Genomic DNA, 19,809 nt, shown 5'->3' on the forward strand with positions numbered 1-19,809 from the left:
CCGACCACACCGAGCACTCCAGCTCGCACCACCACGACCGGATAGACCAGCAGTAGAGCCGAGCTGCACGTCGATACATCGCCGACCAGTCCTCGGCGGCCTAATCAACGAGTACGAACACGCAGCCGCCTAACCGCAAGTCAGACCACGTGGCCGACTATTGGCACCCCACAGGTTGTCGAGGTCTGGGACGAGGGCGGGGACCCGTCGCCGGTGTTGGTCGAGGCCGCGCCGCTATCGCGGGTGGTACGCCAGGGCTGCCACCACGACGAGGCGGGCCGCCGGGTCGTCTGGTGCCTGCTGGCGGCAGGTGAACACGCCGCCGAGCGCACCCAAGCGCTTCACCCCGTACTCCCCCGCCGCGGGGAACGCCGGTTCCCGCCAACTGCACGTCCAGTCCGGGCGATGGACGACCTGGGCCTGCTGCAGCGGATCGCTGACCGGCTGCGGCTCCTGGGGAACGCTCCTGCGTCCGGCACACGGGAAACCGCCGACATCGCAGAAGCGCACTTCGATTTCTTCACCATCACCAAAGCCATCGAACCGAACGAGAATCAGGAAGACGACGGGTGAGGCGGTCGTTGAGGACTTGGCACGAATGGGCCAGGCTAGCGTGACTTGATCGCCCGGTCAGCGGTGTCGATCTCGCGGTCGAACCGGTCGGCGACATCGTCGCCGAAATGCTTGCGGAACCACTCCCGGGTTGGCGCCCAGTGCCAGTATTCCAGCGGGCTGCCGTCGTCGTCCTCGACGCGGGGCGGGAAGCCGCCGGGGCCGACCACATCGGTGGCGAGTTCTAGCACGTACCGTTGGCTGAGGCCGAAGCGCACCGCCAGGTCTTCCTCGGTGACGTAGTTGTCGTCAGCGTCGTGCGCGAACCCGATCACCCGCACGCCCAACTCCTGGACCTCGGCGACCCCCTCAGCGAAAGCCTCAGCCCAGGACGAGACATCATCGACGGACATGGTCGCGGCCGGGGGGTCGTGGTCGATGCCGGACACCCCGGTGGGGGTGCGCATCCCTGCCTCGATCTCATCGTCTGTCGGGACGCGGTCGAGAAGGACCGTGAACGTGTAGGACACCCGCTACCTCCCGTGGTCCTTGTGCCCGTCGGTGTACTTGTCGAGGTCCTTCGCGTGGTTACCTGGGTTCCTCGGGGTGGACCATACCGACTTCTTGGCGTGGTCGGTGTCCTGACACCCTACGTCGCCCCACTTGTGGCCGCGGTTCGTGTTCTGCTCAACCTTGAGCTGATTCGCTTCGGCGCGACTCAACGCCCTCTCGACGTCCTTCTTCGGGTGCCTGCTCCGCTCCGCCATGCTCATCCCTCCGTGTAGTGGTGGTCCCGACTGCCCGAATATGTCGTCGCGGACTTCGGTGAACCCGATTGGTCGTCGCGGCCCATGGCTTTCGGCGTACGCCTTCGGCGCAGGACACCCGACGGCGCTGCCGCAATTGACCCACAGCTACCCGATACTTGAGAAGATATCCATTGCCCTGGAATGTTTATGAGCCAGGAGTTGGGTTCGCCGCTTCACTTCGTGCGCCTGGGCGGGTCTCCGGGAAGTGAGCCCACCCTCGATCTTGGACGACACTGGAAGATCCTCGCGGGCGACGACTGATTGCGCATAGGGGCTAACTGGGTGAATCCGATGAGTACCCACCAGTGCGAGCCGTGCGGGAACCAGCCGTCACAGTGGACTCAAGCGTGTCCAGCACGTGGTAGAGCGCGTCGGCGATGGTCACCCGGTGCACGTTGGGTGTCACTGCGGCGTCCGACTGGGAACCGATGAGCGCGGTGCGGGTTCCGGCTCGACGGCCAGCGCTGATGTCGCACGCGGAGTCGCCGATCATCCACGATTCGGAGAGGGCAAGGTCGAGATCCTGGGCAGCTTGGCGAAGCATCCCGGGGGCGGGCTTGCGGCACGGGCAGGTGACGCTGAAGTACGGCACCGTGCCGTCCGGGTTTTCCCTACTGCTTGTCACGCTCGGCGTTGGAATGCCGTAGCCGCGGCGACACCGTGCGTGTGGAACCCGCAGAGTGTGATGACCGCGACGTTGCCGCAGCTTGGCGCAGCGTGGTGGTGTCGATGGCACGTTCAACCTCTGCGGTGGCCCGACGAACGAGAGATGGTTGTGGAGCACGACAACTTGGCGCACCTGCTACGTAACGTGCGGACCGGGGATGACGCGCGTGCTGTCGAGGCCGAAGCGGGCTTGGCGGAGGGCTGGCTGGCCCCCTGGTTGGCCGGGCGCGCGGCGCTGCGCGGACTGGCGAGACCGACCTCCGGGCAGATGACCCGCTTGGCGGCAGCGCTAGGTGTGCCCGCGATCGACGTGGTGTTCGCGATGGTGTCGGCCTTCCACACAGCCAACCCGCAGCCGATCGATCCCGAGGGCAGGGTCGGAGCCTTTCTGCGAAACGTTGCCGAAGGCCGGATTACCGATGTGCGGTCCAACGCCAAGAACATGCTTGTCGTCGCCGTCCTCGACATTTGGACCGACTTGCGCGTCCTGCATCCGAATGTACCGAGGATCTCGGCGATCCTGCCCAGTGAGCATCGGTGCCCCACTATGGTCGGAACCACCTTGCACTTGGGACCGGGAGACTACGCGCGGACACCAGAGACTGTGCTCGCGACATTGCTGCACGCCGCCGCCCATGCCTTCCTGGCTGGTGGCGACACTCACGACCGATGGTTCAACGAGACAGCTGGCCATTTCGGTCTCGGTCCTCCTCAGCACGACTTTGCCGCATCGTGGGACCAGTGGACACCCCAACCATCCGCCCTCGACAGTTACCGCGCCCACCTCGACAACCTTCGACGTCTCATCAGCCTCGCCCACTCCACCTGATGTCGACCTGGCGCCGACGGCCGCCCGGACCCCGTGCACCGACTCTATGACAGCGGCGCGGGTTTTCAGGTCAGGTGGTCGAACTCCCCGTCCTTGGCGCCCACCCGGTTCCCGGCGACTCGCTGGGTAGCGGGGCCGCCGGGATCGCCCTGCTGCCTTTCGAGCAGGCCCGCCTCGAAACCGCCCCGCAGGCCGCCGCCCACCGGTGGGCCACCACGATGACCCGTGGCCCCGTCACCGCGCACCCCGACCATGCCTGCCTGTACCGGGACGCACCGGCAGTCGCGTTCGCCCTGCACACCGCCGACCACCCCGCCTACGCCGCCGCGCTGGACACCCTCGACGAGCACATCGCAACCGTCACCCGCCACCGCCTGAGCCGCTGTTCCCACACCATCCCCTGATCGAGAGGATCGCCGCCAGCAGTCTGCACGGGGACGAGCACGCCCGGCTGTTCAAGGCCATGGGAGCACGTTCGCAGCCGCGCACGCTGAACGGAAAGCCAAGCTGCCGCGTTGCCCAACGACCGCAACGCCCGGTCGCCGCTGGTAACGAGTCCTCGAAGCGATGGCGGCAACTCAGCCACACACCGAAATCCTTATTTAGTCACAAGTTCAGGCGATTTTCCGAATAGGTTCATTTGGTCATTCCGCGCACAGCGCTCGAATCCAGTTCGGTGGAGCATGCGCATTCTGCGCCAATCGCGGCACGGTGCAACGGCCGCAAAGAACGCGCGGCCATTGCACCTAACACCGCGATCGACGCTGCCCGAATGCGCTCCACCGAAACCGGTTCGCCTGCGTCCCGACCTATTGTGCCACGGAGGAAATCATGGGCTGGACCACCTATGATGGCGCTCGGTTCAGTTGCCGACTCGGCGCCAAGTGGGCCGAGCGGTACCGGTGGGAGATCGTCCCGGCGGACGGCGGTTCCTCGCCAACGTCGTCCTGAGCCGCCGAGGCCGGCTCCGTTGCTCGGCTTGGAGTTGACCAGCTACGGCCCCGCTGTGCTGGAAAGCGAAAACTGAAGGGAACTCATGTCCTACGTCGCACCGTCGCCCGGAACCGCGGTCGAGATCCGGCGCACTCAGTCGAACGGCGCACCTGGTGTGATCGACCGAGGTGTGATCATCCATCCCGGGATGACCTGGCTGGTCGCCTACTTTCCCGGCTCCCCGGAGCGGCCCGCCGACGCGGCAGACCCCGCCTCGATCCGTGTTCTGCGCACCGCCGACGTCACCGCCTACCGCGACCTGGTCGACTGCGAACCCGCGTGGGTCGTCCGCACCTGGAGCCATCTCGTCCAGGCAGGCCCCGGTCTTCTCCAGGCGCCGGAGGCTATCCGTATCTGGGAAATCGCAGCCACACTCGCGCGACACCGACTCGAGTCGGACGTTGCGTCACTGATCACGCGCGAGCAACTGGAGTGCTGGACAGGCCGACCATTGACCGACGACGACCTCAGCCGGCTCGACGCGGCTATTCCGAACTCCTCCATCCCCGAGGCGATTGGCACGATCGTTGAGGGCATGGACAGGGAAGGCGCCCAGTGACTTCGCGTCGCGCTTCGTGACCGACCTTGGCAACGGCTTGTAGCCCGCCGGATTTCGGTCCGCCTTTTCGGCGGTCTTACAGAGAGAGGAGTTCGCCTGTGGGCGACGCTACGACGTGCTTGGCCGAGTTTCCCTCGTGTCCTGAGTGCGGCGAGCCACTGACACTGCACGGTGATACCAAGTATGTCCACTGCCGCAATGAGGATTGTTCGTGCGACGCCATTCCGGCAGGGGACGTGGTTCTCGAATGCGGCCAGTCGGGGCGCGGCCTGCCGCGTCCCGTCCTCGACGGGCGCCCCGTACCGTGGTTGGCACCGATCATCGGCGATCAAGTCGCGTGGGCGGCGTTCAACGCTGCCAGACACCGCGAAGCGCAACAATCCTGGCTTTGTCAGATCTGCGGCGAATCGCTGGCCACGGCCTCGACCGCCTGGTTGGCGGTTTCGGCAGGTGAGGTCGCAGCCGGTGGAGGTATGCACCGAGAGTGTATGGCGCTGGCACGGAGGGAGTGTCCCGTACTCCGTGAAGACCACTCCTTCGTCTTCATGGAAATACGGTGCGAAGATCTCGCAGATAAGGACTGGTCGGCTGTGATCGAGCGGCTGGTGATGTACGAGGAACAGCACGGCCGCCTTCCCGCCCTCGTACCACTTGAGCAGGATTCGTGACATCAAAGCAGTCAGCCCTATAGGCGTTGCCGTCGTGTGACGAGGAACGGCTGTCACTCACGGAGCCGCCGAGGACGCGATCGTCCTCCGCGCCGTCGCTCCGCCCTGCAACCGGGAAGTTGAGGATTGTCATGGGAAGCAGCTCACGACCGGGCAGTCGAGTGGTTCGTGAAATCGACCACGATTCGTTCGAGATTGACGACGTCACGTATGTCATCCGTGAACTGGTCTGGAACGGAATTGACGGACGTTCCTACGACCTCCATCGCGTTGCCGACGATGTCGTGTTGACCGAGGACAAGTCCTTCAACGCGTACCCCACCAATGCGCAGGTCGCGGAAGTGCTCACCCGCCACGGCGTGGATGTCGAGCTGGAGGTGTGCGTGTTCTGCGAGGACGACGTTCTGCTTGCCACAGCGCACCGGCATGGTCGGGGTTGGGTTGGTGATTCCTGTTGCTGGGACGAACGGCTGCGCGCGACCGAATGAGGCCTCGGCCGGACACGGCGGCCGGCACCCGCCGGATGTTGACCCCGCCGCCTCCCCAACCGGGCCCCAGCTGATCCGCGAGTGGGCGGGGACGAGCTGGCGATGCCGCCCCGGTTTCGGTGGGGCGCTCGCACGGTGCGCCCCACCGGGCCGGGGTCAAGCCGGAAACCCGTCGGCTTGACCCCTTTCCCCGGCACGGCGCCACCCGAGCGCGCCCCACCGAAACCGGGGCGGCACCACGTACTTGTCCACAAGGGACTGACCAGCCCGGGTGGACGGCAGAAACCGAGTGGAGGAACAGAAAACCATGTTCTACCCCAGCACTCCCACCGCTGATCCCGACTCGCTGCTCACCCCGGCCGATTCCACCCGCCGCAGCGCCTGGGCCCAGCTGGGCACCGACGTGACCGGCACCGGCAGCGCCTACGAGGCGTTGGTTACTGCGGGCCTGGCCGGGTGGGCGATCCGCAAGGTCGCGATGTCGGGCACCGAGATCACCCGCGACGGCGTCACCACGATCGACAATCCGGAGAAAGTGATGCTCGTCCGGACCGACCCCGCCACCGGTGCCACCCGCTACCTGTCCACCGTCGGCGCGAAGTACGGCGTGCACCAGAACGAGGCAGGCACCGCGGTGCTGGACACCCTCGTCGCGGAGTCCGGAGCCCGCGGCACCGGCTACGCAGGCGAGCTCGAGGGCGGTCGCAAGACCTTCGTCACCATCGAGCTGCCGACCACGATGTACATCGACGGCGCCGATGCCCTCCAGCTGCACCTGGTGGTGTTCAACAGCCACGACGGCGAGACGGCGTTCCGGGTGATGGTCGTGCCGTTCCGGCCGTTCTGCGCCAACCAGCTGCCCGTCGCCATCGCCAACCACGTCTCCTGCGTGTCGATCCGGCACACCAGCAAGTCCGAGATCAATGTCGAGGAGATCCGCTCGAAGCTCGGCCTGCTCTACGACTATGGCACCGCGTTCGAGCGTGAGGCGCAGAAGCTGATCCGCACCGAGATGACCAACCGCGAGTTCGACGACCTGATCCGCGAGGTGTGGCCGGTCAAGACCAACGCGTCGGCGCGGACGTTGAACAACGCCCGCAGGCGCAACGACCTGCTCACCGACCTGTGGACCTCCGCGCAGACCCAGGCCAACATCCGCGGCACCCGGTGGGCGGCGTTCCAGGCAGTCACCGAGTACCTGGACCACTTCGCCCCCGCCAAGAACGTCGAGGTCCGTGCGAGCCGGGTCCTGGTCAGCGACGACCTGATCAAGCGCAAGCAGAGCGCCTACGACCTGCTGGCCGCCTGACGCGGAGCCGGTGGCGTGCGCCCCGAGGGGGCGCGTGCCCTGACCAAGGGCGCCCACCGGCCTGTCCGGGCGGACCGGGGAAACCGAGCGGACTACCCGAGCACCGGCCCGACCGCGTCAGCGTAGCGGCCCGCCGTACCCCCGAACACGCGCTGGCCGGGGTGCCCCAGCCACACCCCGGCCAGCGCGCCCTTCCCACCGATCACCCGGAGGTCCACCGTGCCTATCCCCGTCGACGTCGGGACCACGCTCACCGTCCTGTTCAGCACCGCGAACGATCACGAAGCCGACGCGATCCGCGAAGTCGCCATCCGCGCCGGGCTGCTCCAGCACTGCCGCTGCGGCTGGTACAACCCCGCCGACGCCGAACGGTGCCAGAGCTGCCGCACCCGAGTACTGCCCGACACCGACCCGACCACCGTCCCGGCGCTGGGCCTGGTCGCGGTTCGCGACTACCTCACCAAGGCCCACGGCGACACCGAGGGCACCGCCAAGTGGTTCGTCGCCGCCTGCCGCGCCGGAATCTGCGGCGGCATCGCGTTCGACGTCGCCGACGACGTGATCGCCGGTGCCGAGCACTACAGCTACGACAACTCCTGGCCGGTCATCGCCGAGGAGATCGTCGCAGGCGTCGAGGCCCGCGCCGCGGCCAACGGCGCCGCGCGGGTCGCCCCGGCGACCACCTGACCAGCGCCTCCCCGCACGACCGCCGCGCGGACTGACCACCCACGCGGGCCCGAAACCGAACGACGAGGAGCATCCGCATGTCCACCATCCCGGCACCGCGCCCGACCCCCACGCCGCAACCACCGACCGTGCCGGTCGGCGCCACCGTTCAGCTGCTGCACCGGTGGGACGGTCACGTCGACGACACCACCCTGTACCGGGACTACAGCGCCGCGCTGGCCGCGCTCGCGGCCTCCGTGCGCGCCGACTGGTCCGACATCACCCACCGCGGCGACGTCCCCGCCACTCCGGACGGACTCAGCGACGCCGAAATCGTGCTCGCCTTCTACGGCGGCGATGGAGGAGTCGGCGACCCCGACGCGCCCACCAGCGGCGGGTCGCCCGCCGCCGGGTTCGACATCGTCGAAGAAGTCGTCGCCGGGCCCGAGCCGGGCGAAGTGCAGTTGCGCCTGGGCACGTTCCGGGTCCTGGACGCCGACCCCGCCGAGACCGACGTCCCCGCGGTGACCTACTGCCTGGACGCCGCCGGGCTCACCGTCGCCGTCTACACCGGCCTCGACGGCTACCCCGAGGTGTCGATCACCCCGGACGACTACCTGAGCGGCATCCCGATCACCGTCCGCCTTGAGGGCCCCTGCCGCCCCGGCGGGTTCGAGCAGACCTGCCGGGTGTCCTGACCCGATTCCCCGCGCCACCACTACGGCCGTTCCGCGCCTTCGCCGCCCCCGAAACCGTCCCTGCGCGAGAGAGAAAGCCTCATGTCCGGAAGCGACCTACCCAAGGAAGCCCCGCCGCCCAGAGGCAGCCGCACACCGGTCCTGCGGGCAACTTCTGCTCAAGCGCAGCCGCGACCGAATGAGGTGCTGCGTCGGTGGAGCAGCGTGCGCTCCTGCACCGCCCCCGTTGAACCGGAGATGGCGAGCGGCTTCTGAGAGGGAGGGGGCAAGCGGGTTCGGACCGGGGCTGGCGATCTGCTCTCAACGAATCAGGTCGTGGCCGGGTTCGCGCCGATGAACCCGGCCAAAAAGACGGCCGGAACCCCGCCGCCCCCTTCGGAGCCCGGCCACGACCTGATCTTCGCTCCGCAGATCGACAGCCCCCTCCGGCCGAACCCACTCGATGAGTGCCGTCGGGTGGTTGAGGGCCGGGACGTGTTGCCGGTGACCTGATCACCGATCTGCGAAGAAGTTCTCGCCATGCGCCCCGGGCGTCTGGCCCGCCCTGCCGCTCCGTTCCCGTGCTGAAGGAATCACACGCCATGTCGTCTGTCCTGGTCTGGACGTCCGAAACGCCCCCGCCGTCCGCGCCGCCACTCCCCGCCGACGAGATCTACGTGATCTGCCGCCTCTGCTGGTACGAAAAGGTCGCCGGTGAGCCCTGCGGCCTGCCCTGCGTGTGAAGTGCCCGACGGCCGCCGGGCTACTCAACCAGGACGCCGGGTGCCGCCGTCTCGTGCGCATCTACTTACCGTCCCGCCCACCGAAAGCGCTGCCGGACGGCGTGCCCAATGCCGATCGCCGCCCCGGTTCGCGCCCGACAGGAAGGAGTTGGCCATCGCGCCCTCTGCGCCCCCTGCATGCTCCAATCCGTGCTCGCGACTGTTACCGGCCCCCGCTGACACAGCGCCGGTCGAGTTCGATTGGGACGCCCACGATGTCGTCGTCGTAGGTGACTCCGGCGGCAAGGACTCCAGGGTCACTCTGGACACGGTGTGCAGGCAAGCCGACGCGGCCGGAGCGCTGCACAAGGTGCGCGTCCTGCACTGCGATCTAGGCCGGACCCCGGAGGGGCACCTCGTCGAATGGCCGGGCGCGGAAGCCGTCGCCAGACGCGGCGCGGCTCTCTACGGGGTGCCGTTCGCCGTCCGCCGTTCCTCTCGCTGGCCCAGCCTCTTGCACCGCATCCTCGATCGCGGGCGGTGGCCCGGGTTTTTCGCCCGCTATTGCACCAGCGAGATGAAGACCGCGGTCGGTCGCGACTACATCGACGAACTCGGGAACGAGTTGGCACTCGGCCGACCGGTCCGGGCGGGGTACGCGCTCGGGATGCGCGCCGACGAGTCCCGCAACCGCGCACGGCAGCCGGTCCTGGCGCCCCACCGGATGTCGGCGCCGAGCAAGCGGCTCGTCACCGCCTGGCTGCCCATCCACGGCCTCAGCGAAAGCGACGTCTGGAGCGCGATCCGCTCCGGGAACCTGCCGTATCACGAAGCATACGACCTGGGTATGCGCCGGTTGTCGTGCCGCCTGTGCCCGCTCGCGGCACGAGACGACCTGTTCCTCTCGGCGAGGCTGAATCCCGAGGTGGCCAGGGAGTTCGCAGCCGCGGAGGAACGCATGGGCTCGCCGTTCAAGAACGGCTTGACGATGAGGCAAGTCATCGAGCGCGCCAGCGGAGGGTAAGCGGGCGTTGCCCATGACCCGAGACCGCGACCAGGGACATCCCGTGCGGGCGGGGCTACGCACGCTGCACCGCCGCCTTTGTCCGGTGCAAGCCCGAAAAGAGGGCTTGCACCGGACAAAGCGGCAGCGCGGGAGCGCAGCGCCCCGCCCGCACGGGGTGATGCGCCACCACGTAGCGCTGCGCCGTCAAGGGCACACCGTGCGAAAGGCGGGCTCCCTGACGAGCAAGGAGCAACCCCGCGATGAGCACCGAACACATCATCGGTCCTCAGGTCATCGAGCACCGCGTCCACTGGGTGCACACCGGCATCGAAGCGCCCTTCCTATTCAGCGCGATCTGCTACCCCTACCTCGAGACACCGAGAGGTGTCGCCTTCACCGCGAAACTGGTGCACCCGCAGCGCGGCGTCGTGGGCCAGATCCACAACAGCGGCAACGGCGGACCGACCACCTTCCACGCCGAGGACAAATCGCGCTTCTCCGAGCAGGATCTGGAGACCTTCCTCCGGCGCAGCCTCCAAGACGGAGAGCCGATGAGCACGGGCTTCTCCGGGATCGAGCACCTGCTGGAAGAAATCATCACCGAGACCGAGACCGCCCAGACGGTGGCCATGGCCCGGGGCGCTCACGACAGCGTCATCCGCAGCTTCGCACCGAAGCAGGCCGACACCGGATACGGCCCGTACCGCGGGGTGGCCATGCGATTCAGCCGCATCCTGGTTCACCGCTCCACACGACGGCGGCTCGCCGACGAACTCGCCACCAACCCCGATCACCGGCTGTACGAGCCTGGCGCCTTCTGGCAGCTGTTCGACAACGAGAAGTGGATCGACCTGCTCGGCCCCGACCCGCTGCCCGAGGAGAAGGTCGCCGCCCGGTTCGACGCCCTCGACCACCTCCGCGGCAGCGCACCGGACACAGGGTGGAACCGCAAGCAGCTGCGCATCGACGGGGTCAGGCACCACGTCACCGGCGACCCAGCCGGGCAGTTCTGGCTGCTCACCGACAAAAAGAGCATCGGCGACCTGAGCACCTGGTGTTGGTGCTCGCCTCGACGCAGCGCGCGGACCGCGCCGTTCGAGCTGTGGAATGGCCGGGTCCTGGAGGCCACCGGGCTCATCCACGCCGACAGCGACTGCCGCCGTTTGGTCCGCATCGACTGACCTCCTTGAGCGCGCACACCCAACCCGCTCGACGCCGATGCCGCTCGCCCCCGCCCGCCTGCTGACGCGCGCAGGCGGGCGGGCCGCCCACGTCCACCAGGAGGTTCCCTTGGGCTGCGCCCGCCCGCGCGCTGCCACCGGCGGTGTCCGATGACCGCTCTGCTTGTCCGTCCTCTCCTTGATCCGCTCGGCGACCGGGTCGACGAGGCGAGCGCCCACGCCACCGTCGTGCGCGCCCAGGCCATGCTGGGGCTGCGGCGGTCCACCGCCCCACCACCGGGGGCTCGTCCGCTGGCATCCGTGCGCGGCCAACCACCGCCTCGGGTGGTTCTCGGGTACGGCCTCGGGGTCGACTCCACCGCGATCCTCGCTCGGTGGCTGACCGACCCGGCATCTCGGGACTTCGACCTGCGGGACCTGGTCGTGGTCACCGGCATGACCGGACAGGAGTGGCCCGCCACCCGGGCGCTGGTGGATATCGGTAATCCCTGCTATCAGAACGTGCTGAGTTCAGCCCGCTCAGGTGATCACGAGCTGTTCGAATGGGCGCTCCTGGTAGGACGGTCAGCAGGGGAGTCGCAGAGTCGGGCACCGTGTTGTTCGATGAGCCTCAATTCAGCATGGTCCGGTCGCGTGGCTCGCCCGAAGTGCGGCTTTGTCGATCTTGCCGATTGCGTTCTTCGGAATGGTCGAGCACGACCAAGGAGGTCGGGCCGCTCGTGGCCGTTGAGGCTGTCCGCGCAGCGTGCTTTCTGCGCGCCGGAGTTGACGACGCAGCCGGGTGGCTCAGTGTTCCGGTCCGGCGTCCAGCGCTGCCAGGGCGTTGCGGATGCCTTGCTCCAGCACCTCGTCGGCGAGCCGTCGGTCGGCGAGGGCGCGGGCGAGTTGCAGGGTCCCGACCATAAGGGCGTAGACGCTGAGCACCTTGACCCGCGCGGACCGCAGATCGCGCGGCGCCAGCCGAGCGGCGATGTCGTCGATGATCCCGAGGACGCTGTCCGTGTACGCCTGCTTGGTCGGGTCCGCGCACCGGCTGATCTCGTCGAGCAGGGCGGCCGACGGGCAGCCCTCCTCGGGGTTGTCGCGGTGTTCGGGTGAGAGGTAGGTGCGCACCATCGCCTCGATCCCGGCGCGGCCGGGTTCGAATGAGGTGAGCCACTCGCGCTGGCCGCGTAGTTGCTCGCAGACCGCAGTGGCGACGAGATCCTCTTTGGACTCGAAGTGGGCGTAGAAGGCGCCGTTGGTCAGGCCCGCGTCCTTCATGAGCGTGGCGACCCCGGAGCCGTCGATGCCGTCGCGCTTGAACCGGCGACCGGCCGTCTCGACGATCCGCTGCCTCGTCGCCTGCTTGTGCTCTTTCCCGTACCGCACCACGCGCTCCTCCGCTCGGCCTGTCACCCATGTTAGTACGGTCATAATTCAAAACGGCCCGAACCCTTGCGCGCAAGGTCTGACCCTGCCTATGGTAGTACGATCGTAATCTAAAGGGATGGGAGCCATGAAGACAACATCTCCGCAGGTGGCGCTGGTGACAGGCGCGTCATCCGGCATCGGCAAGGCCGCCACGCTCACCCTCGCGGACGCGGGCTTCACGGTGATCGGAACGAGCCGTGACACCTCGCGCATCGCCCCAGGCAACGGCGTGACGTTCCTGGACCTTGACGTGACCAGCGACGAGTCGGTGGCAGGCGTCGTCGAGCAGGTGCTCGACCGCTTCGGTCGGCTCGACGTGCTGGTCAACAACGCCGGGATCGGCGGCAACGGCGCCGCCGAGGAATTCTCGGTCGCCCAGACCCAGAACGTGTTCGACGTCAACGTCTTCGGCCTCATACGCATGACGAAGGCCGTCCTGCCGCACATGCGCGCCCGCGGCAGCGGCCGCATCATCAACGTCTCGTCCGTCGCCGGCTTCGTACCCAACCCCTTCATGGCCAACTACGTCGCGACCAAGCACGCGGTCGAGGGGTACTCCGAATCACTGGACCACGAAGTCCGCGAACACGGCGTGCGGGTGCTGCGGGTCCAGCCCGGCCCGGTCAACACCCCGTTCGACGCCAACCAGGTGCAGGCCGACACCCCGCTAGCGGTCTACGCGCACCGACGGGGCGTCTTCGAGGACGTCATGAGGGAGACGATGCGCGGCGGCGACGATCCCGCCGTCGTCGCCAAGGTGATCGCTGCGGCGGCCACCGACCCGAAACCGAAACTGCGCTACACCGCGGGCTCGACGGCGAGCCGCGTCAGCGTGCTGCGCCGCATCCTCCCCGCACGGGCCTTCGACAAGAGCGTCCGCAAACTCAACCGGATGGGGCGCTGACATGCGGGCATTCACCCTCGACCGCTACGGAAAGACCGGCAACGACCTGCGGGCCGCCGACATGCCCGAGCCCGAGGTGCGCGAACACGACGTGCTCGTCCAAGTTCACGCCGCGGGCGTCAACGTGCTGGATGCCAAGATCCGGGACGGCGAGTTCAAGCTGATCCTGCCCTACCGCCTGCCGTTGATCCTGGGCAACGACGTGGCCGGCGTCGTGGTCCACGTCGGGGCCCAGGTCCGCAAGTTCAAACCGGGCGACAAGGTCTACGCGCGACCGGACAAGGACCGCATCGGCACCTTCGCCGAATTCATCGCCATCCACGAAAACGACCTCGCCGCCAAGCCGGAGAACCTCACGATGGAGGAAGCGGCCTCCGTCCCGCTGGTCGGCTTGACCGCCTGGCAAGCATTGATCGAAATCGCCGGCCTGCGGAAGGGGCAGAAGGTCTTCATCCACGCCGGATCCGGCGGTGTGGGGACCTTCGCGATCCAGTTGGCGAAGTATCTCGGCGCGACCGTGGCCACGACGACCAGCGCGGCCAACATCGACCTGGTCACCAGCCTCGGCGCGGATATCGTGATCGACTACCGCAAGGACGACTTCGAAACCGTCCTCCACGACTACGACGTAGTGGTCAACAGCCTCGACAACGCAACGCTCATGAAATCCCTGCGCGTGCTCAAACCCGGCGGAAAGCTCATCTCGATCTCCGGCCCACCGGACCCGGCCTTCGCTCGGGAACTCGGCAAGCCGTGGATCCTGCGGCCGGTGATGCGCGTCCTGAGCCATCGGATCAGGAAAGCCGCCAAGCGTCGCGGAATCAGCTACTCGTTCCTCTTCATGCGGGCGAGCGGAGCCCAGCTCCGCGAGATCACGTCGCTTATCGACTCCGGGATCATCCGGCCGGTCATGGACCGCGTCTTCCCGTTCGAATCCACCAACGACGCCATGGCGTACGTCGAAAAGGGACGCACCAAAGGCAAAGTCGTCATCAAGGTGAAATAGCCATCAGAAGGAGCTGAACCATGACTGTGCGCACCACTTACCAAGACGCCCCGACCAAGACCGCCGACATCGACGGGGTAACGTTCGCCTACCGGGAGCTGGGGCCGCACACCGGCACCCCGGTAATCTTCCTCAACCACCTGGCCGCAGTCTTGGACAACTGGGACCCCCGAGTCGTCGACGGCATCGCCGCGCGACACCACGTGATCACCTTCGACAACCGGGGAATCGGCGCCTCACAAGGCACAACCCCGCGCTCGGTGACCACGATGGCACGCGACGCCGTCGCCTTCATCCGGGCACTGGGCCACGACCAGGTCGACCTCCTCGGATTCTCACTCGGCGGCTTCGTCGCCCAGGTGATCGCCGAAGAGGAACCACGACTGGTCCGCAAGCTTATCCTCGCGGGCACCGGCCCGGCCGGCGGCGAAGGCATCGACAAGGTCACTGCGATCACCCTGCTCGACACCCTGAAAGCCACGCTGACCTTCAAAGACCCGAAGGAATATCTCTTCTTCACCGGCACCGTCAACGGCAAGGCCTCGGCCCGGCAGTTCGTGAACCGACTGCAGGAACGCACGGACAACCGCGACAAGGCGATCTCCGTCACCGCATTCCGCAACCAGCTCAAAGCCATCCACACCTGGGGACGCCAGAAGCCATCCGACCTCAGCGTCATCCACCATCCCGTCCTGATCGCCAACGGCGACCACGACAGGATGGTGCCCAGCAGCAACTCCGCCGACCTGGCCCGGCGCCTGCCCAATGCCCAGCTCACGCTCTACCCCGACGCCGGACACGGCGGCATCTTCCAATACCACGACAAGTTCGTCGACGAAGCCATCAATTTCCTCGACTCGTGACGTCCAGGCTCACGCCTTCGCCCCCATCACGAAGTGCTGATGAGCCGTGCGGCTGATGAACGGTCGGCGCAAAATGGTTCGAAACGACCCCTCATGCTGCAGTGTCAATGTATCGGCTTGGCGGGTTCACTTGACTGCGATCGGCCGCCGGGGTCGCGCAGCGGGACCTGCCGCCGGGATACCGCAGCGGCGTAGCCCGCGCGGGTGTTACCAGCGATGTCATTCCATGCGGTGGCGGTCCCGGTGTGCAAGTTGAGCAGGTCGCACAGCACCGTCGCGGGCAGCTGAGCGGCCAGGTCGATCAGCGCAGTATTTCGGCTCAGCCGTGCTTGGATACCCAGCCGGCTCAACCTGCGCATCAGTTGCCGGGCGCTGATCGGGCGGCCGGGCGCGCCTCCCGGCAGAAGCCAGGTCAGCTCGATCGTGCGGCCCACCGCAGCGCGTCCGTGGCGACGGTCGACCAGGTCCAGCAGCAGCGCGTCCAGCGGCGGGGGCAGTGCGAGGGGTTTGGTGCCCAGGCGGAGTTGGACACCATGGTCCGTGACCCGCTGGGTGAGCTGGTCGAGGGTCAGGGTGGCGATCCGCGCCAGCGGCTGGGCATAGAGCAGCAGAAGCAAGCCGGCAACTCGGTCGACGGTGTCCAGCGCGTCGTCGTGCAGTAGCCGACGAGCCAGGGTCCAGCGTTCGTCGGCCTCGATGAACACCGAACGCAGATTTTCCTTGACATAGATCGGAATCGTGATGTCGCTCGCGTGTCCACGCCGGACGCACCACAGCACGAAGTTGCGGGCGCTGTAATGGTAGCTGGTGCCTTCGGCCAGCCACCGGTCGATGTCGCCCTGCCCGCAACCGGCCAGGGACTGGCCGCGAGTGTGGAGCCAGTCCAGCAGGCGCACAGCGACACGCGCCTCGCGTTTGACCACCACGGCCTGCTCGAACGTGCTGCGCCGCTGAGGGAATCCTCGGCGCAGCCGCCGCAGGTGATGCCAGGTGACGAAGCCGCGCACGATCTTGCGCTCGGCGCGGTCGTCGATCCGGTCCAGAAACGGACCGAGCCATTGTTCGATGGCGGCAAGGTGTTCGTCGCGATCGGGCAGCACCCGGTGCGCGACCAGCGTCGCGCGCAGCCGGGTGACGGCCTGTGGGTGGTCGAGGCCATCGAGCAGTGTGTGGGTGACCGGCCCGTCCGCCGCGGCGATCGCGGTGAGCACACGGCGGGGCGGTGCCTCACGCAGCCACAAAAGCACGCTGTACGGCTCGCTCGTCGCAAGTGCGTCCACGATCGGGACGACGGCCGGGCGGAGCGCGCCGGTGCTGTCGCTGAGCAGATCACGCAGCAATCGCAGGCACGCGCAGCGGGTGCACAACCCGTGGTGGTACAGCCTCTCAAAGGTGCCGCACTCGCTGCAATGCCGCAGCGACACGGGATGCACGTCGAAGCACGACCGGCACAGTGGGCCTTCCGGCGAGCGTCCGTGCACCGGTTTCATCTGTCCGCACTGCGCGCAGGTGTCGCTGCGCTGGCTGCAACTGCCGCACACCCCACCGCCGTCTGCGGTACGGGTCTGCACCAGTCGCACGGCGCCGCACCGCACACAGGTCTCCGGTTCCCGCCTCTGACTCGTGCACGCCCCGCAGCGCGGCGTGTCCGTGGCGGCGAGGTAGCAGGGCTTGGGCCGGCCGCAGATCGAGCACGTTCCCATCGGCGGCTGGTAGCAGCGCGGGCACAGGGTCTCCTCGGAGTTGTTGACCACCGGTGTCGCCTGCCGACCGCAGCGGGTGCAGCGCTGGAAGTTGAGAGGATCCTGTCGCGTGCACGTGTGGCAGATCGCGTCACCGTCGCGCGAACGGGTGGCGATCCGCTTGGTGATGCCGCACCGGCCGCACTGTTCGGTCCGCGGCTGCTCATAACAGCGTCGGCAACACCGCGTGCCGTCCCGCCGCCAGCCGAGACGGTTCTGCTCGCCGCACAACGGGCAGGCAGGCAGGGTCACACCCTCGGCGCCGTGCGAGACCAGCGCGCCCAGCAGCGCCAGCAGACGTGGCGAGCCCTGGGCACCGTCGCCGGTGAGCAGAGCAGGGTTGTCGTCCAGATCCCAGGCCAGCCGCTGCTGCTGGGCTGGCAGTGGAACTGCCTCCACGATCAGCGCGGCGAGGTCGTCCTCGGCCAGAGCGGGATCAAGCTGATGGACGTGGCGGGCGATCTGGTCCACGGGATCGCCGTCGGTGGCCGGCGGACAGCTCTGACACCGCGGAGTTCCGTCGCGGTCCCGGTAGACGACCCCGGTCTTACGGCCGCATTTCCCGCACACGGCTTCCCGTCGTTTGATCGCGCACCAGCCGCAGATTCTCCGGTTCTCCTCGTCCAGGCTGGTCAGCTTGTGCTGCTTGCCGCATCCGGCGCACTGGGGACGCACGACACGCGTGGCGCCCCGTGCCAGCAAGGCGCGGATCAGCATCCCGACGAGCTTGGGACCTTCCGGGCGCCCCGAGGTCAGCAACTCCGGATCGGTGTCGAGCGCCTCGGCCAGGGCCCGCATTCGCGGCTTGAGCCGCACGACTTCACCGACCGCCGCACTGATCTCAACAGGATCGAGTTCCGGTTCGATCGCGGCCACCACCTCGCAGATCACCGTGTCCGGGTCGGTGACGAACCGAGGTTGATCGACCTCGGTCACGAGGGATCGCGAGAGATCCGCGCGCGCTTGGGTCGGAATGACCCGACACCGGGATCAGCGTTCCCGGCGCTGCCCGCCGCAGCCTTGCGGGTTCGTGCCGCGCCGGAGGCGGCCACCGGCTCGATGAGGTCGTTCATCGCGCAGTCCAGGATGTCCATCAGTGCGACCAACGTCTTCAGGCTGAGACGTTCCGGCTTCTCCACCACAAGCCGGTAGACCTGGCTCGCGGACAGGTTGATGCCGCGCTCGGCCAGCAGCGGGCTCAGGTCTGTTGTGGAGAACATTTCTCTGGTGGCCATGATCTCCCGCAGGTGCCACCGGTAGTCCAGCTTCGCGGTCATCCCATCTCCTCACCCTCATCGCCCAGCGCCCGGTCCAACGCCTTGCGCATCATGGTGTTCATGAAGTCCGTGCTCACCCCGGTGTAGATCGCGGTCGTCGACGCGAACCGGTGGCCAGCCTGGTCTTGTACGAACTTCGGGTCGGCCCCGTCCTCGATCAGGTGCGTGATGTAGGAGTGCCGCAGACAATGCGGAACCAACTCCTTGGGCAGCCCCAGTTCGTCCCGATAGGACGCGAACCGGCTTTCGATCTCCCGCGGTCGCAGCCGACCGCCCCGCTCGGTCAGCCACAGCGCTGGATGACCCGCCGACTCGAAGCGCGGCCGGATGTTGGTTACGTAGTCCTCAACGGCCTCCACCGCCCACGGCATCACACTGGCCACCGTCCGACGACGTGGAGCCGAACCCTTGGTGCGCTTGCCATAGCGCACATGCAGTGACCCGAACCGGCCCAGCTCGGGCGCCTTCGGGTTGCGATAGAAGTCGACCGTGTCCAGTTTGGACGTCTCGGTGCAGCGCAAACCCCACCCGTACATCACCTTGAACACTGTCGCGTCTCGGTAGGCCGTCAACGCGCCCTTGCGTCCCAGTCGCACCGCTCGTTCCACGCGCTCGTCCGCGAAGTCCAGCAGCAGCTGGATCTCCTGCCGGGTCATCGGCCGCCGACTCGCGTTAGCCTCAAAGTCCACGAGATGTGCCGCAGTGTTCCACTCGTGACACACCTGCACCGGATGCGTTCCGAACCGCTGCTCGCACTCCGTCGCCCAGCGGTAATAGGGGGAGGTGATGTAGTCACAGAACTGTCGAAGAGCGACCTGGTAGCTACGAATGGTCGACTCCGCCTTGGCTTCCTCGCCGATCAAGGTCGCCATGAACTCGTCCACCTGACCAGCGCTCCACCGCCAGGGATACTCCTCGGCGAACAACACGAACCGGCGCACAACCGCCTCGCGATCCCTGATCGTCTTCGGCTGAAGGCGGCGTCCGCCACGCTGCTGCTTCGCCCACCCCGACAGCATCGCCTCCAACACCGCATCCTCGGGATGCAGCAACGCAACGCCGCCAACCAGCTCAAGTCGAGCCGATCCCGGTGGCTCCTCACTTCCAAACACGCACACCCCCTTTCACTGGATGCACGCATCTTGCATCAGATGACAGACAAGCGCAAAACATGCAGGTCAGCACGCTGGCACATGCCATGTATTGCGGCTAGCGTTCCGCCGGTGACCAGTGCTCGCTCAGGGGTCGGTCATGCATCTGACGCAATTTCACGGGCTTGCGGCATGTGCTGCCGATGATCACCGCCGCCGGGGTGCGCTACATCCAGGTCGCCCGCCGTGGTCCCTTCGAGGGCGACGGGGTCGACGTCCTGTCCGACACCAGGTCGCCGACGCGGCTGCAGATCGTCGGTGCGTGGACGTTGGCCCACGAGATGCTCGACGGGGGCACCCTCGTGCAGTCGGCCGGTCCGCGGAGGTG

22 protein-coding genes are annotated in these 19,809 nt (G+C 67.4%); 15 read left to right on the forward strand and 7 right to left on the reverse strand.

The features are described from left to right. Positions 1–405: 405 nt before the first annotated feature. Entirely contained in the window at positions 406–573 is a 168-nt protein-coding gene (locus BLS56_RS31700) for a hypothetical protein (RefSeq protein WP_175482994.1), read from the forward strand. A gap of 35 nt (positions 574–608) precedes the next feature. Here BLS56_RS31700 and BLS56_RS23125 read toward each other — a convergent pair whose 3' ends face one another. The 3 genes from BLS56_RS23125 to BLS56_RS23135 all read right to left on the reverse strand — a co-directional run bounded on the left by BLS56_RS23125 (position 609) and on the right by BLS56_RS23135 (position 1,986). Beyond that, positions 609–1,082 carry a hypothetical protein gene (locus BLS56_RS23125; protein ID WP_091454746.1) on the reverse strand — a complete coding sequence of 158 codons (474 nt, stop codon included), beginning with the start codon at positions 1,080–1,082 and terminating at the stop codon, positions 609–611. 3 nt (positions 1,083–1,085) lie between these two features. Beyond that, the gene (locus BLS56_RS23130; protein ID WP_228771857.1) at positions 1,086–1,325 is read right to left on the reverse strand and encodes a hypothetical protein; all 240 of its coding nucleotides are present in this window, start codon (positions 1,323–1,325) and stop codon (positions 1,086–1,088) included. 310 nt (positions 1,326–1,635) lie between these two features. Beyond that, positions 1,636–1,986 carry an HAD hydrolase-like protein gene (locus BLS56_RS23135; RefSeq protein ID WP_139190921.1) on the reverse strand — a complete coding sequence of 117 codons (351 nt, stop codon included), beginning with the start codon at positions 1,984–1,986 and terminating at the stop codon, positions 1,636–1,638. A gap of 150 nt (positions 1,987–2,136) precedes the next feature. Here BLS56_RS23135 and BLS56_RS23140 point away from each other — a divergent pair, with 150 nt between their 5' ends. The 11 genes from BLS56_RS23140 (at position 2,137) to BLS56_RS23185 (ending at position 11,125) form a co-directional block, all read left to right on the forward strand. After that, positions 2,137–2,856 carry a hypothetical protein gene (locus tag BLS56_RS23140; protein ID WP_139190922.1) on the forward strand — a complete coding sequence of 240 codons (720 nt, stop codon included), beginning with the start codon at positions 2,137–2,139 and terminating at the stop codon, positions 2,854–2,856. Between the two features lie 74 nt (positions 2,857–2,930). Next, positions 2,931–3,260, forward strand: a complete 330-nt coding sequence (locus BLS56_RS23145) for a glycoside hydrolase family protein (protein ID WP_091454754.1) — start codon at positions 2,931–2,933, stop codon at positions 3,258–3,260. 632 nt (positions 3,261–3,892) lie between these two features. Beyond that, complete coding sequence (locus BLS56_RS23150; RefSeq protein ID WP_091454757.1) at positions 3,893–4,408, forward strand: hypothetical protein; 516 nt, start codon at positions 3,893–3,895, stop codon at positions 4,406–4,408. Positions 4,409–4,506: 98 nt separating this feature from the next. Continuing rightward, positions 4,507–5,076: a hypothetical protein gene (locus BLS56_RS30860; RefSeq protein WP_139190923.1), complete on the forward strand. Its 570-nt coding sequence runs from the start codon at positions 4,507–4,509 to the stop codon at positions 5,074–5,076. Between the two features lie 161 nt (positions 5,077–5,237). Continuing rightward, entirely contained in the window at positions 5,238–5,564 is a 327-nt protein-coding gene (locus tag BLS56_RS23160) for a hypothetical protein (RefSeq protein ID WP_091454763.1), read from the forward strand. Positions 5,565–5,871: 307 nt separating this feature from the next. Continuing rightward, a complete protein-coding gene (locus tag BLS56_RS23165; protein WP_091455173.1) occupies positions 5,872–6,873 on the forward strand; it encodes a DUF932 domain-containing protein in 1,002 nt (333 codons plus the stop codon). Positions 6,874–7,092: 219 nt separating this feature from the next. Continuing rightward, complete coding sequence (locus tag BLS56_RS23170) at positions 7,093–7,560, forward strand: hypothetical protein (protein WP_091454765.1); 468 nt, start codon at positions 7,093–7,095, stop codon at positions 7,558–7,560. A 77-nt stretch (positions 7,561–7,637) separates the two neighbouring features. Further along, the gene (locus tag BLS56_RS23175; RefSeq protein ID WP_091454768.1) at positions 7,638–8,237 is read left to right on the forward strand and encodes a hypothetical protein; all 600 of its coding nucleotides are present in this window, start codon (positions 7,638–7,640) and stop codon (positions 8,235–8,237) included. 581 nt (positions 8,238–8,818) lie between these two features. Further along, entirely contained in the window at positions 8,819–8,959 is a 141-nt protein-coding gene (locus BLS56_RS31705) for a hypothetical protein (protein ID WP_175482995.1), read from the forward strand. A gap of 310 nt (positions 8,960–9,269) precedes the next feature. After that, a complete protein-coding gene (locus tag BLS56_RS23180) occupies positions 9,270–9,962 on the forward strand; it encodes a phosphoadenosine phosphosulfate reductase domain-containing protein (protein WP_091454770.1) in 693 nt (230 codons plus the stop codon). 242 nt (positions 9,963–10,204) lie between these two features. Further along, positions 10,205–11,125 (forward strand): hypothetical protein, encoded by a 921-nt coding sequence (locus tag BLS56_RS23185; RefSeq protein ID WP_091454773.1) that lies wholly within the window; start codon positions 10,205–10,207, stop codon positions 11,123–11,125. A gap of 786 nt (positions 11,126–11,911) precedes the next feature. Here the strand turns inward: BLS56_RS23185 and BLS56_RS23190 are convergent. After that, on the reverse strand, positions 11,912–12,496 hold the full coding sequence (locus BLS56_RS23190) for a TetR/AcrR family transcriptional regulator (protein WP_228771858.1): 585 nt from the start codon (positions 12,494–12,496) through the stop codon (positions 11,912–11,914). A gap of 127 nt (positions 12,497–12,623) precedes the next feature. Between BLS56_RS23190 and BLS56_RS23195 the strand changes: the two genes are divergently transcribed. From BLS56_RS23195 to BLS56_RS23205, 3 genes are read left to right on the forward strand one after another with little or no spacing between them, the layout of a single operon-like run. After that, the gene (locus BLS56_RS23195; protein ID WP_091454777.1) at positions 12,624–13,442 is read left to right on the forward strand and encodes an oxidoreductase; all 819 of its coding nucleotides are present in this window, start codon (positions 12,624–12,626) and stop codon (positions 13,440–13,442) included. Position 13,443: 1 nt separating this feature from the next. Next, positions 13,444–14,448, forward strand: a complete 1,005-nt coding sequence (locus tag BLS56_RS32915) for an NADP-dependent oxidoreductase (RefSeq protein ID WP_091454781.1) — start codon at positions 13,444–13,446, stop codon at positions 14,446–14,448. 20 nt (positions 14,449–14,468) lie between these two features. Continuing rightward, positions 14,469–15,311 carry an alpha/beta fold hydrolase gene (locus BLS56_RS23205; RefSeq protein WP_091454783.1) on the forward strand — a complete coding sequence of 281 codons (843 nt, stop codon included), beginning with the start codon at positions 14,469–14,471 and terminating at the stop codon, positions 15,309–15,311. Between the two features lie 104 nt (positions 15,312–15,415). Here the strand turns inward: BLS56_RS23205 and BLS56_RS23210 are convergent, their stop codons facing one another. From BLS56_RS23210 to BLS56_RS23220, 3 genes are read right to left on the reverse strand one after another with little or no spacing between them, the layout of a single operon-like run. After that, positions 15,416–17,989, reverse strand: coding sequence for a hypothetical protein (locus BLS56_RS23210; RefSeq protein WP_091454786.1), 2,574 nt, complete (start codon positions 17,987–17,989; stop codon positions 15,416–15,418). Then, the gene (locus BLS56_RS23215; protein WP_091454789.1) at positions 17,986–18,330 is read right to left on the reverse strand and encodes a helix-turn-helix domain-containing protein; all 345 of its coding nucleotides are present in this window, start codon (positions 18,328–18,330) and stop codon (positions 17,986–17,988) included. Before BLS56_RS23215 ends, BLS56_RS23210 begins: the two co-directional genes overlap by 4 nt. Continuing rightward, positions 18,327–19,448, reverse strand: coding sequence for a tyrosine-type recombinase/integrase (locus BLS56_RS23220; RefSeq protein WP_324187534.1), 1,122 nt, complete (start codon positions 19,446–19,448; stop codon positions 18,327–18,329). Before BLS56_RS23220 ends, BLS56_RS23215 begins: the two co-directional genes overlap by 4 nt. Positions 19,449–19,809 lie beyond the last annotated feature (361 nt).

Source organism: Actinokineospora iranica (assembly GCF_900101685.1).
GTDB classification, from domain to species: Bacteria; Actinomycetota; Actinomycetes; order Mycobacteriales; family Pseudonocardiaceae; genus Actinokineospora; species Actinokineospora iranica.

Coding starts and splice junctions, on each gene's coding strand:
- BLS56_RS23165 (WP_091455173.1), top strand. CDS start 5,872: ATGTTCTACCCCAGCACTCCCACCGCTGATCCCGACTCGCTGCTCACC.
- BLS56_RS23205 (WP_091454783.1), top strand. CDS start 14,469: ATGACTGTGCGCACCACTTACCAAGACGCCCCGACCAAGACCGCCGAC.
- BLS56_RS32915 (WP_091454781.1), top strand. CDS start 13,444: ATGCGGGCATTCACCCTCGACCGCTACGGAAAGACCGGCAACGACCTG.
- BLS56_RS31700 (WP_175482994.1), top strand. CDS start 406: ATGGACGACCTGGGCCTGCTGCAGCGGATCGCTGACCGGCTGCGGCTC.
- BLS56_RS31705 (WP_175482995.1), top strand. CDS start 8,819: ATGTCGTCTGTCCTGGTCTGGACGTCCGAAACGCCCCCGCCGTCCGCG.
- BLS56_RS23130 (WP_228771857.1), bottom strand. CDS start 1,325: ATGAGCATGGCGGAGCGGAGCAGGCACCCGAAGAAGGACGTCGAGAGG.
- BLS56_RS23175 (WP_091454768.1), top strand. CDS start 7,638: ATGTCCACCATCCCGGCACCGCGCCCGACCCCCACGCCGCAACCACCG.
- BLS56_RS23215 (WP_091454789.1), bottom strand. CDS start 18,330: ATGACCGCGAAGCTGGACTACCGGTGGCACCTGCGGGAGATCATGGCC.
- BLS56_RS23195 (WP_091454777.1), top strand. CDS start 12,624: ATGAAGACAACATCTCCGCAGGTGGCGCTGGTGACAGGCGCGTCATCC.
- BLS56_RS23185 (WP_091454773.1), top strand. CDS start 10,205: ATGAGCACCGAACACATCATCGGTCCTCAGGTCATCGAGCACCGCGTC.
- BLS56_RS23150 (WP_091454757.1), top strand. CDS start 3,893: ATGTCCTACGTCGCACCGTCGCCCGGAACCGCGGTCGAGATCCGGCGC.